Origin of the sequence: Imtechella halotolerans, assembly GCF_028743515.2 — a bacterium.
Taxonomy (GTDB): Bacteria; Bacteroidota; Bacteroidia; order Flavobacteriales; family Flavobacteriaceae; genus Imtechella; species Imtechella halotolerans.
On the sequence record NZ_CP117969.2, the window covers coordinates 82,788 to 102,836 of the forward strand.

Consider the following 20,049-nt stretch of genomic DNA (forward strand, 5'->3'; position numbering starts at 1 on the left):
ATTTTATATTTGAGTGGTTAATTGTGAATTAGAATGCTGATCCATATAGGTGTAGTAATAGCTTGCCATTATCGTAAAAAGAAAGTAACTTATTAAGAATAGGATTTGAATCGAATGATGTAGCTCAATGCCCATCCAGTTACCAAAGTAAGTAATCCAAGCTATACCTTGTAAGCTTCTGAAAAGTTCTATCCAGAAACCACTTTTCCAATTATCCATGACCGATGAATAACCAAAAATAGAAAGAAATACAAAGCCCGCATAAAGGAGTGCCATAGAGAATCCTATTGAAGTGTAATTTAGTAACATTAGTACCAACATGATCATAGATGCTACTAGTTGAAAAGCTGCATAGAATATTTTATGTGTAGCAGGTTTTGTATCATACTTTGTCATATGATATACGTCTTCGACAATCTTATTGGGATGAGATTCCTTTACATCTGATGGCCTCCAACCTGTAGGCATAAACCATATTCGCATTTTATCCCAATAGTTTTTTGTTCTCCAGGCATCAACTACTAGTCCCCATAAATGTTGAAAATTGATTAGAATTGGATTCCATGTTTTTACGGGTTTTAACACACCAAAAACTGGGGGGATATGCTCTAGTTCTTCTTGAAATGTGCCAAAAGCACGATCCCAAACACAAAAAATAGCCGAAAGATTTTTATCAATATACTCTTTATTAATCGCGTGATGTACTCTGTGTTGTGAAGGAGTAACCAATATATACTCAATCCAACCAAGCTTTCCAATATAACGAGTGTGATACCAAAATTGAAGAAATAGGTGAATAGGTGCAATGATGTTGATTACTTCGGGTTGCACACCTGCAATAGCTGCAGGAATTAGGAATAGAGGAAAATAACCTATGAGAGTAGAGATTGGTTGACGAAGTGCACAAGCTAGGTTAAATTCCTCACTACTATGATGAATGACATGTTGGTTCCAAAAGTAGTTGACTTTATGATTAAGTCTATGATTCCAATAGGCTGCAAAGTCCATAGCAATAAAACCAATGGTATAGGTAAGCCAAGTGCTTTGGATGTCAAATATGGCTAGATGATTTTTTAGGAATGGATAAGATACAAGCACAACTGCTAGTCCAAGGGTGTCTTTGATGGAATTGGTAAGTCCTGAGCTCAGACTCGAAATGGTGTCCATAGGTTTGTGCATCTGTTTTTTTACAAAATAGCCGTATCCTATCTCAATGAAGATGAGTATGATAAAAAAGGGGATGGCAATAAGCACTGCAGTTGCATAAGTTTCCATAGACAAGACTATTAATAACTAAAATTAATAAAAAAATAGAAGTTGTAATAGGGCTAATAAAAAACTCCCGCTAAGTGGCAGGAGTTTTATGTCGATGTCTAGGTGTTTAATTTTCTATTGCGAGTCTGTCAATACCCATTCCCCTTTTTGAAGCAGGGGTTCTGCTTGTTTAAATTTCAGAGTTTGACTTTCTCCTGTCATCACATTTTTAATGGTAACACGATCATTTCGGCCAATTTTGGGCTGATCTCTTGTAATGGTTTCAGTCACTTGTGGTCGCTGTTGGGTTTGACCTGCAGCTCTATGTTGTGCGGCCATTTCATCACTATTAAGCACTTCCTCTTTAGAGGTCTGATAGTTTTCTTTAGGCTGTTGCATTAATCGTGCTTCACGAATATTTTCAGGGTTTTGAGTTGGTAATTCCCCCTTGAACAAGAAAGAAATAACATCCTTGTTTACTTTGTCAATCATTGATTTGAAAAGTTCGAATGCTTCGAATTTATAAATCAACAATGGATCTTTCTGTTCATGTACTGCTAACTGGACAGATTGCTTTAATTCATCCATTTTTCGAAGATGTGTTTTCCATGCATCATCAATGATGGCTAAAGAAATATTCTTCTCAAAATCTGCAATGAGTTGTTTCCCTTGACTATCATATGCCTTTTTAAGATCGGTTACCACATTAAGAGTTTGTTGACCGTCAGAAAAAGGTACAACTATACGCTCATATCTGCTGTTAGGATCCTCATAAACATTTCTTATCACAGGGAATGCGATAGCGGCATTACGCTCCATTTTAGACTCATAGTGAGAAAGAGCTTCCTTATATATTCTCTGGGTAAGTTCTTTTCCAGCAACTTTTCCAAATTCATTTTCAGTAACTGGAGAGGTGATAGAGAAGTGTTTGATCAGTTCAAACTCAAAGTTCTTATAATCATTAGCAGCTTTATTGCCCTCAACAATTACTTCACAAGTGTCGTAAATCATGTTGGCAATATCAACTTTTAGACGTTCACCCTTAAGGGCATTTCGTCTACGTTTGTAAACCACCTCACGTTGGGCATTCATTACATCATCATATTCCAATAGACGTTTACGAATGCCAAAGTTGTTTTCCTCTACTTTTTTCTGTGCACGTTCGATAGATTTAGTCATCATAGAGTGTTGAATTACTTCACCTTCTTTAAGTCCCATACGATCCATCATTTTAGCCACTCTTTCCGATCCAAATAGTCGCATCAAGTTGTCTTCAAGAGAGACATAGAACTGTGAACTTCCCGGATCTCCTTGACGTCCTGAACGACCTCTCAACTGGCGGTCAACTCTACGAGAGTCATGACGTTCAGTTCCTATAATTGCAAGCCCTCCAGCTTTTTTAACCTCCTCCGAAAGTTTGATGTCTGTTCCACGACCTGCCATGTTTGTGGCAATAGTTACGATTCCTGCATTTCCCGCTTCCGCAACTATATCCGCTTCTTTTTTGTGAAGCTTGGCATTAAGTACATTGTGTTGAATTTTACGCAGTGTTAGCATACGGCTAAGTAACTCTGATATTTCTACAGAAGTGGTACCAATAAGTACAGGTCTACCCGCATGTGATAGTTGGGTAACTTCTTCTATTACAGCATTGTACTTTTCGCGTTTGGTTTTGTAAATAAGGTCCTCTCGGTCATGTCGAGCAATTGGTCTGTTAGTAGGTATTTCTACCACATCCAATTTGTATATTTCCCAAAATTCACCCGCCTCTGTAATAGCTGTACCTGTCATACCGGCAAGTTTGCGATACATACGGAAGTAATTTTGAAGCGTCACAGTTGCATAGGTTTGTGTGGCTGCCTCAATTTTTACATTTTCCTTGGCCTCAATTGCCTGATGCAATCCGTCAGAGTAGCGACGTCCGTCCATTATACGTCCGGTTTGCTCGTCTACAATCATGACTTTATTATCAATTACAACGTATTCCACATCCTTTTCAAATAGAGTGTAAGCTTTAAGAAGCTGGTTCATACTATGAATGCGCTCACTTTTCACACTAAATTCTTGGAATAGCTCGTCTTTCAATTTTGCCTCTTCTTCAATAGGGAGCTGTTGTTTTTCTATGGCAGCTATTTCAATACCGATATCAGGCATTATAAAGAAGTCCTTATCACCTCCTGCTCCCGAAAGCTCTTCAATTCCTTTATCAGTAAGTTCAATCTGATTGTTTTTTTCTTCAATAACAAATAATAAATCGGCATCTACTTTATGCATTTCTCGGTTATTGTCCTGCATATAGATGTTTTCTGTTTTTTGAAGTATTTGCTTGATACCTTCTTCACTAAGGAATTTGATGAGGGCTTTATTTTTAGGTAATCCTCTATATACTTGTAGTAGTAAGAATCCACCGTCTTTCACATTACCTTCTGCTATAAGCTTTTTGGCGTCTGCAAGAACTCCAGTAAGGTGCTGACGTTGTTTGGTTACTAGGTTTGCTACTAAAGGTTTTAATTCATTGAATTCATGAAGTTCACCTTTAGGGGTAGGTCCAGAAATAATTAATGGGGTACGAGCATCATCGATCAACACTGAATCCACCTCATCCACTATAGCATAATTGTGTGGGCGTTGAACTAAATCAGCTGGCGTATGGGCCATATTATCACGAAGGTAATCAAATCCAAATTCATTATTGGTACCATAGGTGATATCGGCTTCATATGCTTTTCTTCTGGCCTCTGAGTTGGGTTGGTGATTGTCAATACAATCAACAGATAATCCATGGAATTGGAACAAAGGTCCCATCCAAGCGCTATCACGTCTTGCCAGATAATCGTTTACAGTTACTAGGTGAACTCCATTTCCTGTTAGTGCATTAAGATATACTGGAAGGGTTGCAACCAGTGTTTTACCTTCACCAGTATGCATTTCAGCAATTTTACCTTGGTGTAGAGTGATACCCCCTATTAGCTGAACATCGTAATGGATCATATCCCAAGTAACTTCCTTTCCAGCCGCGTCCCAAGAATTTTTCCATACAGCTTTGTCTTGTTCTAAGGTTACAAAATCAAAACGAGCGGAAAGTTCTCTGTCGAATGGGGTAGCTGTAACGTGAATCGTGGGGTTGTTGGTAAAGCGTTTTGCTGTTTCTTTAATAACGGCAAAGGCTTCTGGAAGAATATCGTTGAGCGCTTTTTCTGTTGCTTGATATGCATCGTCATTAAGCTTGTCAATTTGAAGATACAATGCTTCTTTCTCATCAATATCTGTTAATGTGTCAATTTGACCTCTTAGAGTATTGATTTGTTCGTCAATCGCTGCTCTGGCCTCTCTGATACTATTTTTGAACTCTTGCGTTTTTGAGCGAAGTTCATCATGAGAAAGTGAGCCTAATGTGGCTTCAAACGTTTTGATTTGATCTATTATAGGTTGAACAGCTTTGATATCTTTCTGTGCTTTATCACCTACAAAAGCTTTTAGTATGGAATTTAAAAAATTCATTATAGTTCTATGTTAGGATGTCAAAATTAAACAAAAAAAAAGCCTCTAATGAGACTTTTTAGTTTTTTAATTTCGAGATGTGTTAATATTCGTCTTCATTCCAGAGGTAATCCTCCTCTGTAGGATAATCAGGCCAAATTTCTTCGATAGATTCATACATATCGCCTTCATCTTCCAAAGATTGCAGATTCTCTACCACTTCTAATGGTGCACCTGTTCTAATGGCGTAATCGATGAGTTCATCCTTAGTTGCTGGCCACGGAGCATCGCTCAGATAGGATGCCAATTCTAAAGTCCAATACATACGTAAATTGGTTTAAATTTTCTGCAAAAATAAATTTTTAAAGCAAAAAGTCAAGTAAAAAATGAGTTATTTATAAAATATTTTCAGAGAACGTTTTTTTTTCGCTATTTTATTGGTTTTTAAGCAGTAAAAACAGGGAGGTCCTCAAATTTTTTGTATTACTTTTTCTCAGGAGCCCACTTAATTTCTTCCGCTTGAAGGTCAAGAGACAACTTTCGTGCCAACACAAATAGATAATCAGAGAGGCGGTTGAGGTATTTTAATACAAATTCGTCAAAAGGTTCATTTTCAAACAGTAAGCTGGATAATCGTTCTGCTCTTCGACATACAGTTCTTGATATGTGACAATATGACACGCTGACATGTCCGCCTGGTAGAATGAAATGGGTCATTGGAGGAAGTTCCTCATTCATTATGTCAATTGAATTTTCAAGCCTTGTAATATTTTCTTCTGTTATTTTCGGAATGTTCAATCGCTCTTTTCCACTTTTTAAAAGTGCTTTTTCAGGATCGGTGGCAAGGATTGCACCTAAGGTAAATAGTCTGTCTTGTATGTGAATTAATAACTCTTTTGTTTCTTCAGAAACAGGCTGGTCCCTTAATAATCCAATCCATGAATTAAGTTCATCTACGGTTCCATAGGCATCAATGCGCATATGATGTTTAGGTACTCGAGTCCCGCCAAATAGGGCGGTAGTGCCTTTGTCTCCGGTCTTAGTATAAATTTTCACAGGTTAAAAATTTGATTAAATATTAATTAGGTGAACTGGGTGTTTTGTTCACATTTAAGTAAGATAAAGGTACAAAATATGGGTATCAATAGTGATTATAGGAGGTAGAAAAAAGAATCGAAATATTAAGGGTTGTCTTGATTGTTTTTCTTAGTATGGTAATTTTCTCTAAAATTACGACCTTTTCTATTGCGTAATTTGTGATTGTTTTTACGATTATTGGCAAGTACTAAGACAAATAGTACAGGAATACAAAGTAGCCACCAAAGAGACATATTAGAAAATTTATAAAGTTATTTTTTCTGCTTTTACTGGGGATCTACGTTCATCACTCTCAATCATACCATCACGTAAACGGATAATGCGATGGGCGTGTTTGGCTATATCTTCTTCGTGGGTTACTAGAATTACAGTATTACCCTTTGCATGAATTTCATCAAAAAGATTCATGATTTCGATAGAGGTTTTAGAATCAAGATTACCTGTTGGTTCATCAGCTAAAATAATGGAAGGTTTATTAACTAATGCTCGCCCTACAGCTACACGTTGGCGTTGACCACCTGAAAGCTGATTTGGTTTATGATCCATTCGATCTGCGAGTCCCACATCCTTTAAAACTTCAGTAGCCCTTTGTTTACGCTCATTACTTGATATCCCGGCATATACCATTGGTAATGCCACATTGTCTAATGCAGTAGTACGAGGCATAAGATTAAAGGTTTGAAAGACAAAACCGATTTCTTTATTTCTGATTTCAGCAAGTTCATTATCAGTGAGTTTGCTTACATCCTTACCGTTAAGAATATAAGTTCCAGAAGTGGGTGTATCCAAACAACCTAAAAGGTTCATTAAAGTAGATTTTCCAGATCCAGAGGGTCCCATTAAAGCAACATATTCCCCTTTTTCAATATTGAGATTTATACCTTTAAGTACATGTAAGACTTCACTCCCTAGTTTAAAATCTCTTTTTATTTCTTTTATGTTGATTAAACTCATGTCGGTAATTGTGGTTTAGCTTGTTAGAAGCAAAAAAGCTTAAATTGTTACACTCTGATACAAAAATGTTCTTTTGCTTGTTCTTTCCTGAAACCTATAATCCCCCAATGGTAGGTGTCAATGCTAAGAGTAACCTTAGGGTTTTGTAGTATGTTTATCCAGGCTCTAGTCATTTCCTTTGACCTGTATATGTCATTTAGGATGATTATGGAGTCATTGTGAGTATGATGAATTAGTTGATCAATGTATGAAAGTGTTTCTTTTTCCTCTTGATGAACATTTAAAAAAATAAGATCATAGGTTTCCTTAGATAAAGAGTTTAGAAAGCTTTGAAAACCATCCTTTCTTATATAAGCATTGGTAATATCGAATCGGTCAAAGTACGACTGTGCCACAAGAGTCGTTTCAGGACAGTTCTCAATTGTGGTCAGTTTTACATCTGAATTTGAAAGGCATATTGAAGCTGAACCTATTCCAACAGAGGTGCCTAATTCAAGCGCATTGGTGGTGCCAATGTAAGTCGTCAATCGATTTAATAGTAATGCCTGTTTCAAAGGTATTCCAGTCTTTTTAGTAATGACCTTGATAGGTCTCTTTTGAGCAGGTAATATGGTTGAGTTTCTTCTCAAATTCTTAACTGTAATACGGTGTTTGTCTTCCAATAAAGTATGTATGAATTTTCGAATTTGGTTACGTGATTCTGGTGTATTTTTTTTATAAAAACATTGGGTAACCATGGAGTAAACAAAGGGTGAGTGCACACCATGTTGATTGGTAGAACGCATCCAAAAAGAAAAATAGGAAATAATCCGGTGGAATTTTTGTGTAAATAATGACATTATTAACGGTATCAAAAAAAGGTTCCTCGAAACAATTAAAAATCGAGTAGCTCTTAACAGAAGATAAAGATAGAAAAAAGCAATCTTCCAATAAGGTAAATTTTGATGTAATACATAGTTCCTGATTTTATGTAATTAAAGGCTTCGATTGGTAGAGTCATGTATAGAAGCTTACTAAGGATTCCTAGTGGTAGAGAGGTAGAAAAGTGGATAAATGGTACTTGTTTTTTAAGGACATAATTAGGGTCTTTTTTAGTAATCAAAAACTGGAAAAAACTTCGAAAGAGTATATGGAAAAGATAAGATTGTTAGATAGGCTGCTTGGTGATTGGTAGGTAAATTTAACTTTCCGATTCGAAATATGAAGTTTTAGAAGCAGAGTGCCGGCTTTTTACCGTTATTTTGCAGAAAAATCTAATTGCTGTGAATTACGTATCGGTTGAAAATATATCTAAAGCTTACGGTGAGCGAGTTCTTTTCGAAAATATTTCTTTTGGAATCAACAAAGATCAGAAAATAGCGTTTATAGCTAAAAATGGTTCGGGAAAGACCTCTCTTTTGAATATCCTTACAGGGAGAGATGAACCAGACTCAGGACAGATAGTTTCTAGAAACGGAATACGTATGGCGTTCTTGTCTCAGGATCCAGAGCTTTTAGATAATCTAACTATAGAGGAAACTATATTTGCATCGGATAACCCCGTACTTAAGATTATTCAGCAGTATGAAAAGGCTTTAGAAAATTCAGAAGATACAGACGCCTATCAAAAGGCTTATGATCAAATGGAGCGTTTTGATGCATGGGATTTTGAAACCCGCTATAAGCAGATTTTATTTCGCTTAAAACTGGAGGATCTTCAACAAAAAGTAGCCTCATTATCAGGAGGGCAAAAAAAGAGATTGGCGCTGGCTACCATTCTTATTAATACGCCTGATTTATTAATTTTAGATGAGCCTACTAACCATCTTGATCTTGAAATGATCGAATGGCTTGAAAACTATTTTACCAAGGAGAATATTACTTTGTTTATGGTTACGCACGATCGATTCTTTTTAGAACGTGTATGCAATGAGATTGTAGAATTAGATAATGGAGTGCTGTATACTTATAAAGGGAATTATTCGTATTATCTTGAGAAAAAGGAAGCGAGACAGGTACAAGAACAGGCGTCAGTTGAGAAAGCAAAGAATTTGTTTGTTAAAGAGCTTGATTGGATGCGAAGACAACCTAAGGCTCGTACCACCAAATCGAAATCTCGTATTGATGATTTTTATGTGATTAAAGAAAAGGCCAATCAGCGACGTAAGGATCATCAGGTACAGCTAGAGATTAATATGGAGAGGTTGGGTAGTAAGATTGTGGAATTACATGGTGTATCTAAATCCTTTAAAGACAGAGTTATTCTAAACAAGTTTACCTATAATTTTTTAAAAGGGGAGCGTGTCGGGATTATAGGTAAAAATGGAACAGGTAAAACTACCTTCTTGAATATTCTAACTAAAGGTGTTCAGCCTGATCTTGGAAAAATTGTCGTAGGCGATACGGTCAAAATAGGATATTATACACAGAATGGAATTGAAGTAAAGCCAGATCAAAAAGTAATAGATGTAATAAAAGAGTTTGGAGAGTATATTCCACTTACCAAGGGTAAAATTATTTCTGCTGCTCAATTGTTGGAACGTTTCTTATTCGATAGAAAAAAGCAGTACGATTATGTGGCAAAACTAAGTGGCGGAGAATTAAAACGCTTATATCTATGTACGGTGCTGATTCAAAATCCAAATTTTTTAATTCTTGATGAGCCTACTAATGATTTGGATATACTAACACTGAACGTATTGGAAGATTTCTTGCTGGATTTTCCTGGTTGTCTTTTGGTAGTGTCTCATGATCGTTATTTCATGGATAAAATTGTTGATCATTTATTTGTGTTTAGAGGAGAAGGAGTTGTTGAAGATTTTCCAGGGAATTATACTGATTTTAGGGTCTATGAGGATAGTGTAGTACCTGAGATAGTTGATAAAAAGGAAACTGTAAAGAAGACATGGAAAAAGGATGCCAATACAGGCTTAAGTTACCACGAACAAAAAGAGTATGGTAAGTTAGAAAAGGAAATTGCCCAATTGGAAGGAGAAAAAACAACCATTGAAAATGCCTTCGCTGCAGGTGCAATAACTGGTGAAACCATTCAGAAGGAATCTGAGCGCCTACAAATTATACTTGAGCAACTTGATTCCAAAACAGAGCGGTGGTTTGAATTATCGATGAAAATGGAAGATTAGAGTCTATTTTTTTTTCTTCCAATGGAATAAAAGAAAATGAGTCCTGCAACTAACAAGGCGATTCGGGCAATATAATCTCCATAACTAGTGTAAAATGTTAGTTCATTGTTTAGTTTTAGATTTCCCTTGATGCTTCCTTGTTTTTCATAACCTAGCGTTTGAACTAGTTCTCCTTTTTGATTGATAATTGCTGATATACCTGTATTTGCGCTTCTAGCAATGCTTCTACGGGTTTCTATTGCACGTAATTTAGCATAACTTAAATGCTGCTTATGACCCTGAGTGTTGTCCCACCATGCGTCATTAGTTATGATTGCTAAAAAATTAGCTCCATTTTTGACATAATCAGTTACATATTCACCATAAACAGATTCGTAGCAAATGATAGGTGCAGCTTTTTGATTTGGATTATTTCCTACAAATACTTCACGATCTTTTTGGGTAGTTTTCATAGCTACTGTTCCGCCTAGATCAATCATGATATTACCAAGTAAAGGACGAAGAATACTTTGGTATGGGAAGTTTTCAACTCCTACAACTAGTTTTGATTTGTGATACAATGCTATTTCTTCTTTTTTGTTAAGCAAAAAGGCTGAATTGTAATCATCATACCAAAGACCATCCTTTAAAAAGTTGCTCTGTGGGTTTAGTTTATTGATGTCTGTTATGAAATCGATCATTGCAACGCCTCCTAAAAAGTTAGTATTTGGGTAGACAGCTATAAATTGTTTTAGGATATATATGGCTTGAGAACGTTCGAATTCGTCAAGACGAAAATTTTTAGCGAATACAGTTTCAGGGGCGATTACAAAATCAACGGATGAATCCATTTTAACATCCGCTAGATTTCCTAGTAGAATGGCAATGTCATTGTTGCTTCTTTCGTATTTTTCAGTATACGGATTTATATTGGGTTGAACAATCACTACAGAAAGGGATTCTCCTTTCTCCATATAGTTGTGAGCAATGATTGCAGAAATAATTATTGGAATAGCAATGCCTAGTAAATTTTTTGATAAACCGATTTTTAATCTGTTTCGATCTCTATTCTCATAATAATGTATGAAGGTTTTATATAGTCCTATATTGATAATCCATACCCATAAACTTCCACCGAAACTTCCTGTATATTCATACCACTGTATCCATGTAGTAGTTTCCGAAAATACATTTCCTAGATTTAACCAAGGCCATGAAAAATCCCAGTTGAGGTGAAATTTTTCAAAAGCAATCCAAATGGCGGGTAGAAACACCCAGTGAATTTTCGAAGGTAAACGTTTGGCAACAATGTGATAGATTAGGAACACAATAGCCATTACTAAGGAATTGACTAAAATTGCAAAGAGCATTCCAAATGGGGTAGAAAACCATAGCCACCAAGTTGTAAGGGTGTTCCAAGTTACAAAAGCTAGATAGGCTACGGCAAATACCTTAGCATTAGACCGTACAATTTTACTGGTACGAATACGATACTCTGCCCATATCAAGGGGATAAATCCAATAAAGGCAAACAATGCAAAACCGTGAGTAGGCCAAGCTGCGGCAAGAAGTAATCCAGATAAAAGAGCTAAGAAAATATTTTTTTTCATTTAGTAATGGTTGTTAGGATGTAAGAGAAGAGCGTATAGGGAGTTTCTAATGCTATTGGAATAAATTCAAAGTATTTAGAGACTCTCGTAATAGTAACCCAATTTGCAAATCATTCCTGTAAGTTGGATGACAAAGCATAGCGTGTAAACGTAAAGAAATTGATGTTTCAAACGGGATTGTATTTTAGCAAATATCTAAATTTTAATCAGTATTCAAAATTTTCATTTGGTTAAGTTATGGTACTTAAATGACTACCATTGTGTTACCTGATACTAAAAGGACGAAATTTATAGCAAGAAAATGAAATTGGATGCCAAATTCAACTTTTCAGCTTACTTTTACCAAAAGGAATGAAGTTAAATGGTACTTTGTTCTGTGATATGACGTATTTTTTTAAATAGTTTCTTAGAAAATCCTAGACCGATGAAAAAGCACATTCCGAATTTTATTACTCTTTTAAATCTTTTAAGTGGAACAATTGCTGTGATGTTAGCGGTTCAAAATCAATTGGAATTGGCCGCATTATTTGTGTTTTTGGGTATTGTGTTCGATTTCTTCGATGGGTTTGCAGCTCGTATGCTTAAGGTTTCTTCTGAATTAGGGGTGCAATTGGATTCTTTGGCGGACATGGTTACTTGTGGTGTTGTGCCAGGAATAGTAATGTTCCAATTGTTAAATGACAGCACGGGTACTGGATGGGCCACCATTATGGCTACAGATATGCCAGCTTCATGGTTGCCATATGTTGGTTTGCTAATTCCGATGGCTTCAGCCTATAGATTAGCAAAATTTAATATTGATGAACGTCAAACGGATTCATTTATAGGTCTTCCAACACCTGCAAATGCGTTATTGATACTGTCATTACCACTTATTGTAGCCTATCAAAACAATGATTTAATGAATACAGTAATATACAATCCTTGGTTTTTGGTTGTATTAAGTGTGGTAAGTAGCTATATGCTGAATGCAGAAATTCCATTATTTTCTTTAAAGATTAAAACCTTGGCCTTTCAGCCTAATGCTCATAGGTATAGCTTTTTATTGTTGAGTGTGGTCCTGCTTATTTTGCTTTGGTTTGCTGCTATTCCACTTATTATAGTAATGTATGTATTAATGTCATTGTTTATGCAAAAACGAAATTTCGCTTAATCTATGGCTGATGCCCGAAAGACTTTAAAAAACCTTAACCGAAGAAAGCTACCCCAGAGAAAAACAACAAGAAGAAAGCAAAAGACGGTGTTTTCCCTAGGGAAGCATGTCATTTTACCTATTATTTTAATAGCTTTTCTAGTAGCCCTTTGGCATTACAGGTATGCTATGTATTTCTTTTTTAGGCAAAAGCTTCATAAACAATATGAAGTTTCGCTTACTCAGGAAATGCGTATTTATGATGTGCTTACACGTCATGATAGTCATTTGTACGGGATAGATGTTTCCCATTATCAAGGAGTGATCAATTGGGATAAGGCTGTTAAAATTCAAGATAGTTTTCCAATTTCTTTTGTTTTTGTTCGCGCCACAGCTGGTAAAAATTTAGTAGATAGAACTTTTCATGCAAACTGGAAGGAACTTGATGAGAAAGGAATTATAAAAGGCGCTTATCATTATTATCGTCCGGATGAAAATTCCCTACAACAAGCTGACAATTTCATAAAAGCAGTACGATTGAAAAAGGGAGATTTACCCCCAGTATTGGATATAGAAAATGTACCACAGTCACAATCGATGGAAAGTTTAAAAACAGGGTTGAGAAGATGGTTACACAAGGTAGAATCTCATTATGGAGTAAGGCCTATTCTGTATTCAGGAGAAGATTTTTACAATAGGTATCTTTACAATGATTTTTCAGAATACACTGTATGGATTGCTAATTATAATTTTTTCGTGGAAGATATACAGCCAGATTGGCATTTCTGGCAGTTTACTGATAAGGCAATGCTTCCGGGATGTAAAGAAGCTATAGATGTGAATATTTTTAATGGAGATTCCTTGAAATTAAAATCCCTTCTTTTAAAATAGTAGCTCCTAGCAATAGTTCAAAAATAAACTGTATCTTTCTTAAATTAAACTAAATAACTCACCAAAATGAAACGTACTTTTTATTACGGATGGATGTTTTTTGCATTCATTTTAATTGGAAGTTCGACAGTGGCTCAAGAAAAGATCACCAAAGATTCCATTAAAAAAGCTACTAAGGAACTTCCCTTAGAACCTAAACGAACCGTCACTTTTACCACTAATGAGGGTACTTGGATGTCTCTGGATGTAAGTCCTGATGGCAAATCCTTGCTATTTGATATGATGGGAGATATTTATATACTTCCAGCAGAGGGAGGGGTTGCAACTAGAGTAACGGAAGGAATGGCCTATGATGTTCATCCTCGATATAGTCCAGATGGAAAGTCAATTGTTTTTATTTCTGATAAAAGTGGTTCAGACAATATATGGACTATGGAATTAGCTACAAAAGAAAGTAAGCAGCTTACCAAGGATACGAATCAAAATTTCTTTTCTGCGGATTGGACTCATGATGGAACCTATATTGTGGCATCCAAGGGGCGACGTAATGCTAAAATGTATCTTTATCATAAAGATGGAGGGAGTGGTGCTCAACTTATAAGTGAGCCAGCCAATTTGAAGGTGACAGACCCAGCCTTTAGCCCAGACGGAAAAACACTTTATTTTTCTCATCGTATGGGGGCCTGGAATTATAATGCACAGCTACCACAATATCAGGTAGGCACTTATGATATGGAAAATGGTGAGCTTTCAGTGATCACCTCAAGGTATGGTTCGGCATTTACACCCACTCCTTCTCCAGATGGAAAGTGGTTGGTGTATGGAAGTAGATTTGAAACTGAGACAGGGTTAGTAATTCGAAATCTTCAAAATGGAGATGAGCGATGGTTGGCTTATCCAGTTCAGCGTGATGAACAAGAATCTATAGCTCCATTGGGAGTACTTCCTGCAATGGCTTTTACTCCAGATAGTAAGTTCCTTTTTGCATCTTATGGAGGGAAGATTTATCGAATTTCTACAGAAGGATCTGCAGCTGTTGAGGTTCCATTTACAGCTAACCTTTCATTAGATATGGGGCCACAGGTCTATTTTCAGTATCCCATCGAAGATGCTGCTGAAGCTCAGGTTACACAGATAAGGGATGCGGTGCCTTCTCCTGATGGTAAAAAATTAGCCTTTACAGCTTTAAATCGCCTGTATGTTATGGATTTTCCTAACGGTACTCCAAAGCGATTAACCACTAATAATTTTACCGAAGCGCATCCTGCTTGGTCACCAGACGGAAAGCAGCTAGTTTTTACCACATGGAAAAATGGAGGAGGTCATTTATACAAGGTGTCTATAGATGGAAAAGGAAGACCGGTACAGTTAACAAAAGAACCAGGTGCTTATACGTTTCCTGCCTGGTCATATCAATCTAATAGAATTGCTTTTCATAGAGGAACTGCACAGAATTTTGATAATGTGCTAGGAATGTTTAGTGGAAACGTAATGGAAGATTTGGTGTGGGTTGATTCAAATGGAGGGGCTGCAAATTTTATTGCTAAATCAAAAGGACGAACGCAGCCTCATTTTACAAAAGTCGATGATCGTTTATACTTAAGTCATGCTGGAAAAGGATTGGTTTCAATTCGTTGGGATGGTACTGATGAGAAAGAGCATCTTTCGTTGACAGGAATAGTAACTTACGGGTCATCAGATGTGTTTAATGGGGATGATCATAGCCATGATGTTCATGGATTATTACCAACTTCTGAAGAGGGGTGGAGAGAGAATAATACGGCATCACGTCCTTCTGAAATTCGAATTTCTCCAGATGCAACACATGCGCTAGCAAAGATTAATAATGATGTGTATTCAGTTTTGATTCCACGTTATGGGAAGACCCCAAAAATTTCCTTAGCAAAAGCTGAAAGTGCTGCATTCCCGTCAAGAAAACTTACTGTGATGGGGGGTGAATTCCCTACATGGTCTGGTGATAGTAAAAAAATACATTGGTCATTAGGTGCAAGTCATTTCAGATTTGATTTGGAAGCTGCCAAAAAATTTGATGATAGTTTAGCATTAGCTAAGAAAGAAGAGAAAGAAAGAAAGGAAGCGGAAAAGAAGAATGATACAGTTGCCAAAGGAGAAGAAGTCAAAGAATCAAAAAAGGAAACTGCTTTTAAAGCTGAGGAATTTAAAATAAAACTTACATTTCAAAAGGCTATCCCAAATGGAAGCGTTCTTTTAAAAGGAGCTCGGATTATAACTATGAAGGGAGACCAGGTCATAGAAAATGGAGACCTTCTTATAGAAAATAATCGAATTAAGGCCATAGGAACCAGTGGTTCATTAAGTGTACCTTCAAGTGCTCAGGTAATTGAGGTGAAGGGGAAAACAATTGTACCTGGGTTTGTAGATACCCATGCCCATATGTGGCCAACTTGGACGTTACATAAAAATCAGGTTTGGATGTACAGTGCTAATTTAGCATATGGGGTGACTACTACTAGAGACCCTCAGACAGCCACTACAGATGTTTTAACCTATGCCGATATGGTAGATGCTGGAATGATTCATGGTCCTCGTGTATATAGTACGGGTCCGGGAGTTGGTTTCTGGCAATATAAAATTGAGAGTTTGGAGCATGCAAAAGATGTTTTAAAGCAATACAGTGAGTATTACAATACCAAGAGCATTAAAATGTATCTAGTAGGTAATAGGCAACAACGTCAATGGGTTATCATGGCTGCTAAGGAATTAAAGCTGATGCCTACTACTGAGGGAGGTTTGGATTTTAAATTAAATATGACTCAGTTACTTGATGGTTATCCGGGGCATGAACATTCTTTTCCTATTTATCCAGTATATAAGGACGTAATTCATCCTGTAGCAGAATCTAAAATGGCAGTTACCCCAACTCTTTTAGTTTCCTATGGAGGACCTTGGGCTGAAAATTATTATTATGCGACAGAAAATCCATACCATGATAAAAAACTTCAATATTTTACACCTTATGAAGAGCTTGCATCCAAATCACGTCGTAGACCCGCGTGGTTTATGGAGGAAGAGCATGTATTTACTAAGCATGCCCAAACTATGAAAAATCTAGTGGAGGCTGATGGTATTGCAGGAGTTGGAAGCCATGGACAGTTACAAGGGTTAGGATATCATTGGGAGTTGTGGTCTGTTGCTAGTGGTGGAATGAGTACTCATGATGCTTTAAAGGTAGCGACAATTCACGGGGCGAAAGCTCTAGGCCTTGATGCAGATTTAGGTACATTAGAAGTAGGTAAATTAGCTGATATTCTAATTATGGATGCTAATCCGCTTACTAATATCAGAAATACCAATACATTGAGGTATGTTGTAAAAAATGGAGTGATATACGATGCAAATACACTGGATGAAGTTTGGCCAAAAGTTCAGAAATCAGAGACTTTTAACTGGCAAACAAAACGACCGGAAAATGTTCCCGGTATGAAGAATTAAAATAAAACCCCGCTTATAGCGGGGTTTTATTTTATAGTATGATAAATATAATAGTGTCTTTGATTAAAACGTAAGTTTCTTTTTTCTAAGTTCAAAGTTTTGCCCGAGATACACCTTTCGTACCATTTCATCAGCTGCTAATTCTTCAGGAATTCCAGCCTTAAGAATACTGCCTTCAAACATAAGATAGGTTCGATCAGTTATGGCAAGTGTTTCTTGAACATTGTGATCCGTAATTAAAATGCCGATATTCTTGTCTTTCAGTTGGGCTACAATACGTTGAATGTCTTCAACAGCTACGGGGTCTACTCCAGCAAATGGTTCGTCAAGTAGAATGAAACTTGGGTCAGTTGCAAGTGCCCTTGCAATTTCTGTACGTCGTCTTTCTCCTCCTGATAATAAATCCCCTCTATTTTTACGAATATGCCCCAAGCTAAATTCCTCAATTAGAGACTCCATTTTCATATGTTGCTCTTTTTTGGAAAGTTTGGTCAGTTGTAGAACACTTAAAATATTGTCTTCAATGCTTAATTTCCTAAATACCGAGGCCTCCTGGGCTAGATATCCAATACCGTTTTGGGCTCGCTTGTACATTGGATAGTCTGTTATTTCCTGTTGATCAAGAAAAATAGTGCCTCCGTTAGGTTTAATAAGGCCTACAATCATATAAAAGGAAGTTGTTTTTCCAGCACCATTAGGTCCCAAAAGTCCAACAATTTCACCGCGATTTACTTCAAGCGAAATTCCTTTTACAACTTTGCGTCCTTTGTAGGACTTCATAATATTTTCGGCACGTAACTTCATAAGTGGGTATGAATTGTCTAAAATACAAAAACCGATATAGTAATTGCGATTTTTCGTTTATTTTAACCGTTTTCAGATGCTGATTGAGCCTCCAAAGCTTCCCAAAACTCATAGGCACGGCGTAAGTGAGGAACAACAATTGTACCACCTACAAGGGTTGCTATACCAAGAGCTTCCATGACTTCTTCTTTGGTGAGGCCTTCTCTGTAACTGGTTTCAAGATGGTATTTTATACAGTCGTCACATCTCAAAACTGCGGAGGCTACAAGACCTAAAAGTTCTTTGGTTTTAACATCTAAAGCACCCTCCATATAGGCATTGGTATCTAAATTGAAGATACGTTTAATGATTTTATTGTTATCAGCCAAAAGGCGTTCATTCATTCGGGAACGATATTCATTGAATTCTTCTACAAGATTAGCCATGACGTTGTTTTTTTTCTTTTCGTGCTTGATTTCGTAAAACTACTTTAGAAATATAAATACTTATTTCATATAAAATAAGAATAGGTACAGCCACCACAATTTGGCTAGCTATATCTGGAGGTGTGATAACAGCTGATAAGATGAGTACTAAAACTAAGGCATGTTTTCTGTATTTCTTCATGAATTCAGGGGTTACAAGCCCAATCTTAGTCAGGAAATAAATTAGAATAGGGAGTTCAAATATGAGTCCACATGCAATCACTGATGAACGTACGGTTGAAATATAAGAACTAAGATCGAAATTATTTGCAACCTGATTACTCACAGTATAATTCCCTAGGAAATTTATTGATAATGGGGCGATCAGGTAGTAGCCAAAAAGCACCCCAATGAAGAAAAGCATGGAGGCAATAAAAATAAATCCCCTGGCATTTTTACGTTCGTTGTCATACAATCCTGGACTTATAAACTTCCATACTTCATATAAGATATACGGGAATCCAATAATAAAGCCTGCCCAAATAGCAGTCCAAATATGTGCCGAAAATTGTCCTGCCATGGTACGGCTTTGAATAATAAACGGCATTTCTTGTGTACAAAATGTTTCGTCAAATCCTAAGGACCTAGTCAGTTCACACAATACTCTATATGTAATAAATTGAGGGTCTTTAGGGCCAAATAGGATTGTGTTAAAGATGAAATCTTTTGCAATAAAAGCTGCAACGGCTACGATCAGAACAGCTAGAGTCGAACGAATTAGGTGCCAACGCAACTCCTCTAAATGGTCTAAGAAAGACATTTCTTTTTCAACTTTACTCATTAGATAATTCCTTCTTTAATTAGATTGTGTAGGTGTACAACTCCAGCATATTGGTCATTATCCTTAACTAAAATTTGAGATATTCCATAAGATTCAATACGGTCTAATGCGTCCACGGCCATTGCGTCTGCTTCAATCCATTTAGGGTTTACAGACATTATATCTTTAGCGGTAAGACCATTAATGTTATCATATTTGTTAAGCATCCTTCTAATATCACCATCTGTTACAATACCAATAATTTCACCCTGATCAATAACAGCCGTTACCCCTAACATTTTTTCAGAGATTTCTATAATTACTTGTTTTATGTCTGTGTCTGGAGTTACGGAAGGTTTTTGATTAGTAGCTGCTATATCACTAACCCTTAAATATAATTTTTTACCTAAGGCTCCACCTGGGTGGTATTTAGCGAAATCGCTACTACTGAATCCCTTAAGTTCCAAGAGGCAGATAGCTAATGCATCTCCTATGACAAGTTGGGCTGTTGTGCTTGTGGTTGGTGCTAGATTGTTTGGACAGGCCTCCTTTTCAACATAGGCATTTAGAACGTAGTCCGCTTGTTGTCCTAAGAATGATTCTTTATTTGATGTGATGGCTATGAGCTTATTAGGGCCGTTTTTTAATAAAGGAACTAAAACCTTTATCTCAGGGGTATTCCCGCTTTTGGATATACAAATCACGACGTCTTCTTCTTGAATAGTGCCCAAGTCACCATGAATTGCATCTGCAGCATGCATAAAAATAGCTGGTGTTCCAGTTGAATTGAGGGTCGCAACAATTTTATTTGCAATGATGGCACTTTTACCAATTCCGGTGATGATGACTCTACCCTTGGATTGATAAATACAATTTACTGCATTTGCAAACTCTTCATCTACCAACGGAATTAAATTTTGGATAGCTTTGTATTCGATTTCGATGGCTTGTTTTGCTACCGAAATTATGGAGTGTAGATTACTCAAAATTTACCGATTTTTGTGTTTGTATTAAATAAAGAATGTGT

At 36.6% G+C, this 20,049-nt stretch carries 16 protein-coding genes; 4 read left to right on the top strand and 12 right to left on the bottom strand.

The genetic code is table 11. The annotated features are described in order from the left end of the window. Positions 1 to 3: 3 nt before the first annotated feature. The 7 genes from PT603_RS00415 to PT603_RS00445 all read right to left on the bottom strand — a co-directional run bounded on the left by PT603_RS00415 (position 4) and on the right by PT603_RS00445 (position 7,625). The gene (locus tag PT603_RS00415; RefSeq protein WP_008238380.1) at positions 4 to 1,275 is read right to left on the bottom strand and encodes a sterol desaturase family protein; all 1,272 of its coding nucleotides are present in this window, start codon (positions 1,273 to 1,275) and stop codon (positions 4 to 6) included. A gap of 114 nt (positions 1,276 to 1,389) precedes the next feature. After that, the gene (gene secA, locus PT603_RS00420) at positions 1,390 to 4,755 is read right to left on the bottom strand and encodes a preprotein translocase subunit SecA (RefSeq protein WP_008238371.1); all 3,366 of its coding nucleotides are present in this window, start codon (positions 4,753 to 4,755) and stop codon (positions 1,390 to 1,392) included. A gap of 82 nt (positions 4,756 to 4,837) precedes the next feature. Continuing rightward, entirely contained in the window at positions 4,838 to 5,059 is a 222-nt protein-coding gene (locus tag PT603_RS00425) for a DUF2795 domain-containing protein (protein WP_008238370.1), read from the bottom strand. A gap of 158 nt (positions 5,060 to 5,217) precedes the next feature. Continuing rightward, a complete protein-coding gene (locus tag PT603_RS00430) occupies positions 5,218 to 5,790 on the bottom strand; it encodes a cob(I)yrinic acid a,c-diamide adenosyltransferase (protein ID WP_008238367.1) in 573 nt (190 codons plus the stop codon). 125 nt (positions 5,791 to 5,915) lie between these two features. After that, on the bottom strand, positions 5,916 to 6,065 hold the full coding sequence (locus PT603_RS00435) for a hypothetical protein (RefSeq protein ID WP_309258597.1): 150 nt from the start codon (positions 6,063 to 6,065) through the stop codon (positions 5,916 to 5,918). Positions 6,066 to 6,075: 10 nt separating this feature from the next. Continuing rightward, positions 6,076 to 6,786: an ABC transporter ATP-binding protein gene (locus PT603_RS00440; RefSeq protein WP_008238365.1), complete on the bottom strand. Its 711-nt coding sequence runs from the start codon at positions 6,784 to 6,786 to the stop codon at positions 6,076 to 6,078. 47 nt (positions 6,787 to 6,833) lie between these two features. Next, positions 6,834 to 7,625, bottom strand: a complete 792-nt coding sequence (locus PT603_RS00445; RefSeq protein ID WP_008238362.1) for an O-methyltransferase — start codon at positions 7,623 to 7,625, stop codon at positions 6,834 to 6,836. Positions 7,626 to 8,048: 423 nt separating this feature from the next. Here PT603_RS00445 and PT603_RS00450 point away from each other — a divergent pair, with 423 nt between their 5' ends. Further along, on the top strand, positions 8,049 to 9,908 hold the full coding sequence (locus PT603_RS00450) for an ABC-F family ATP-binding cassette domain-containing protein (protein WP_008238360.1): 1,860 nt from the start codon (positions 8,049 to 8,051) through the stop codon (positions 9,906 to 9,908). Here the strand turns inward: PT603_RS00450 and lnt are convergent. Beyond that, positions 9,905 to 11,497 (bottom strand): apolipoprotein N-acyltransferase, encoded by a 1,593-nt coding sequence (gene lnt, locus PT603_RS00455; RefSeq protein ID WP_008238358.1) that lies wholly within the window; start codon positions 11,495 to 11,497, stop codon positions 9,905 to 9,907. The two genes, PT603_RS00450 and lnt, sit on opposite strands and share 4 nt — an antisense overlap. Positions 11,498 to 11,921: 424 nt before the next feature. On the opposite strand from lnt, the gene PT603_RS00460 reads away from it, so the two are divergent. The 3 genes from PT603_RS00460 (at position 11,922) to PT603_RS00470 (ending at position 16,994) form a co-directional block, all read left to right on the top strand. Continuing rightward, complete coding sequence (locus PT603_RS00460; RefSeq protein WP_008238357.1) at positions 11,922 to 12,650, top strand: CDP-alcohol phosphatidyltransferase family protein; 729 nt, start codon at positions 11,922 to 11,924, stop codon at positions 12,648 to 12,650. A 3-nt stretch (positions 12,651 to 12,653) separates the two neighbouring features. Continuing rightward, positions 12,654 to 13,520 carry a glycoside hydrolase family 25 protein gene (locus PT603_RS00465; RefSeq protein WP_008238356.1) on the top strand — a complete coding sequence of 289 codons (867 nt, stop codon included), beginning with the start codon at positions 12,654 to 12,656 and terminating at the stop codon, positions 13,518 to 13,520. A gap of 66 nt (positions 13,521 to 13,586) precedes the next feature. After that, positions 13,587 to 16,994 (top strand): amidohydrolase family protein, encoded by a 3,408-nt coding sequence (locus PT603_RS00470; protein ID WP_008238355.1) that lies wholly within the window; start codon positions 13,587 to 13,589, stop codon positions 16,992 to 16,994. A 63-nt stretch (positions 16,995 to 17,057) separates the two neighbouring features. Here the strand turns inward: PT603_RS00470 and lptB are convergent, their stop codons facing one another. The 4 genes from lptB to PT603_RS00490 form a co-directional block, all read right to left on the bottom strand. Then, the gene (gene lptB / locus PT603_RS00475; protein WP_008238354.1) at positions 17,058 to 17,798 is read right to left on the bottom strand and encodes an LPS export ABC transporter ATP-binding protein; all 741 of its coding nucleotides are present in this window, start codon (positions 17,796 to 17,798) and stop codon (positions 17,058 to 17,060) included. 62 nt (positions 17,799 to 17,860) lie between these two features. Continuing rightward, positions 17,861 to 18,223 (bottom strand): carboxymuconolactone decarboxylase family protein, encoded by a 363-nt coding sequence (locus PT603_RS00480; RefSeq protein WP_008238353.1) that lies wholly within the window; start codon positions 18,221 to 18,223, stop codon positions 17,861 to 17,863. Beyond that, a complete protein-coding gene (gene tatC / locus PT603_RS00485; RefSeq protein ID WP_008238352.1) occupies positions 18,216 to 19,043 on the bottom strand; it encodes a twin-arginine translocase subunit TatC in 828 nt (275 codons plus the stop codon). Before tatC ends, PT603_RS00480 begins: the two co-directional genes overlap by 8 nt. After that, positions 19,043 to 20,008: a KpsF/GutQ family sugar-phosphate isomerase gene (locus tag PT603_RS00490; protein ID WP_008238351.1), complete on the bottom strand. Its 966-nt coding sequence runs from the start codon at positions 20,006 to 20,008 to the stop codon at positions 19,043 to 19,045. The genes tatC and PT603_RS00490 overlap by 1 nt, the downstream gene beginning before the upstream one ends. Between the last annotated feature and the right edge of the window lie 41 nt (positions 20,009 to 20,049).

What these genes read in the sequence shown, in the direction of transcription:
- PT603_RS00415 (WP_008238380.1), bottom strand. Translation starts at nt 1,275, where the DNA reads ATGGAAACTTATGCAACTGCAGTGCTTATTGCCATCCCCTTTTTTATC.
- secA (WP_008238371.1), bottom strand. Translation starts at nt 4,755, where the DNA reads ATGAATTTTTTAAATTCCATACTAAAAGCTTTTGTAGGTGATAAAGCA.
- PT603_RS00425 (WP_008238370.1), bottom strand. Translation starts at nt 5,059, where the DNA reads ATGTATTGGACTTTAGAATTGGCATCCTATCTGAGCGATGCTCCGTGG.
- PT603_RS00435 (WP_309258597.1), bottom strand. Translation starts at nt 6,065, where the DNA reads ATGTCTCTTTGGTGGCTACTTTGTATTCCTGTACTATTTGTCTTAGTA.
- PT603_RS00440 (WP_008238365.1), bottom strand. Translation starts at nt 6,786, where the DNA reads ATGAGTTTAATCAACATAAAAGAAATAAAAAGAGATTTTAAACTAGGG.
- PT603_RS00445 (WP_008238362.1), bottom strand. Translation starts at nt 7,625, where the DNA reads ATGTCATTATTTACACAAAAATTCCACCGGATTATTTCCTATTTTTCT.
- lnt (WP_008238358.1), bottom strand. Translation starts at nt 11,497, where the DNA reads ATGAAAAAAAATATTTTCTTAGCTCTTTTATCTGGATTACTTCTTGCC.
- PT603_RS00460 (WP_008238357.1), top strand. Translation starts at nt 11,922, where the DNA reads ATGAAAAAGCACATTCCGAATTTTATTACTCTTTTAAATCTTTTAAGT.
- PT603_RS00465 (WP_008238356.1), top strand. Translation starts at nt 12,654, where the DNA reads ATGGCTGATGCCCGAAAGACTTTAAAAAACCTTAACCGAAGAAAGCTA.
- PT603_RS00470 (WP_008238355.1), top strand. Translation starts at nt 13,587, where the DNA reads ATGAAACGTACTTTTTATTACGGATGGATGTTTTTTGCATTCATTTTA.
- lptB (WP_008238354.1), bottom strand. Translation starts at nt 17,798, where the DNA reads ATGAAGTTACGTGCCGAAAATATTATGAAGTCCTACAAAGGACGCAAA.
- PT603_RS00480 (WP_008238353.1), bottom strand. Translation starts at nt 18,223, where the DNA reads ATGGCTAATCTTGTAGAAGAATTCAATGAATATCGTTCCCGAATGAAT.
- tatC (WP_008238352.1), bottom strand. Translation starts at nt 19,043, where the DNA reads ATGAGTAAAGTTGAAAAAGAAATGTCTTTCTTAGACCATTTAGAGGAG.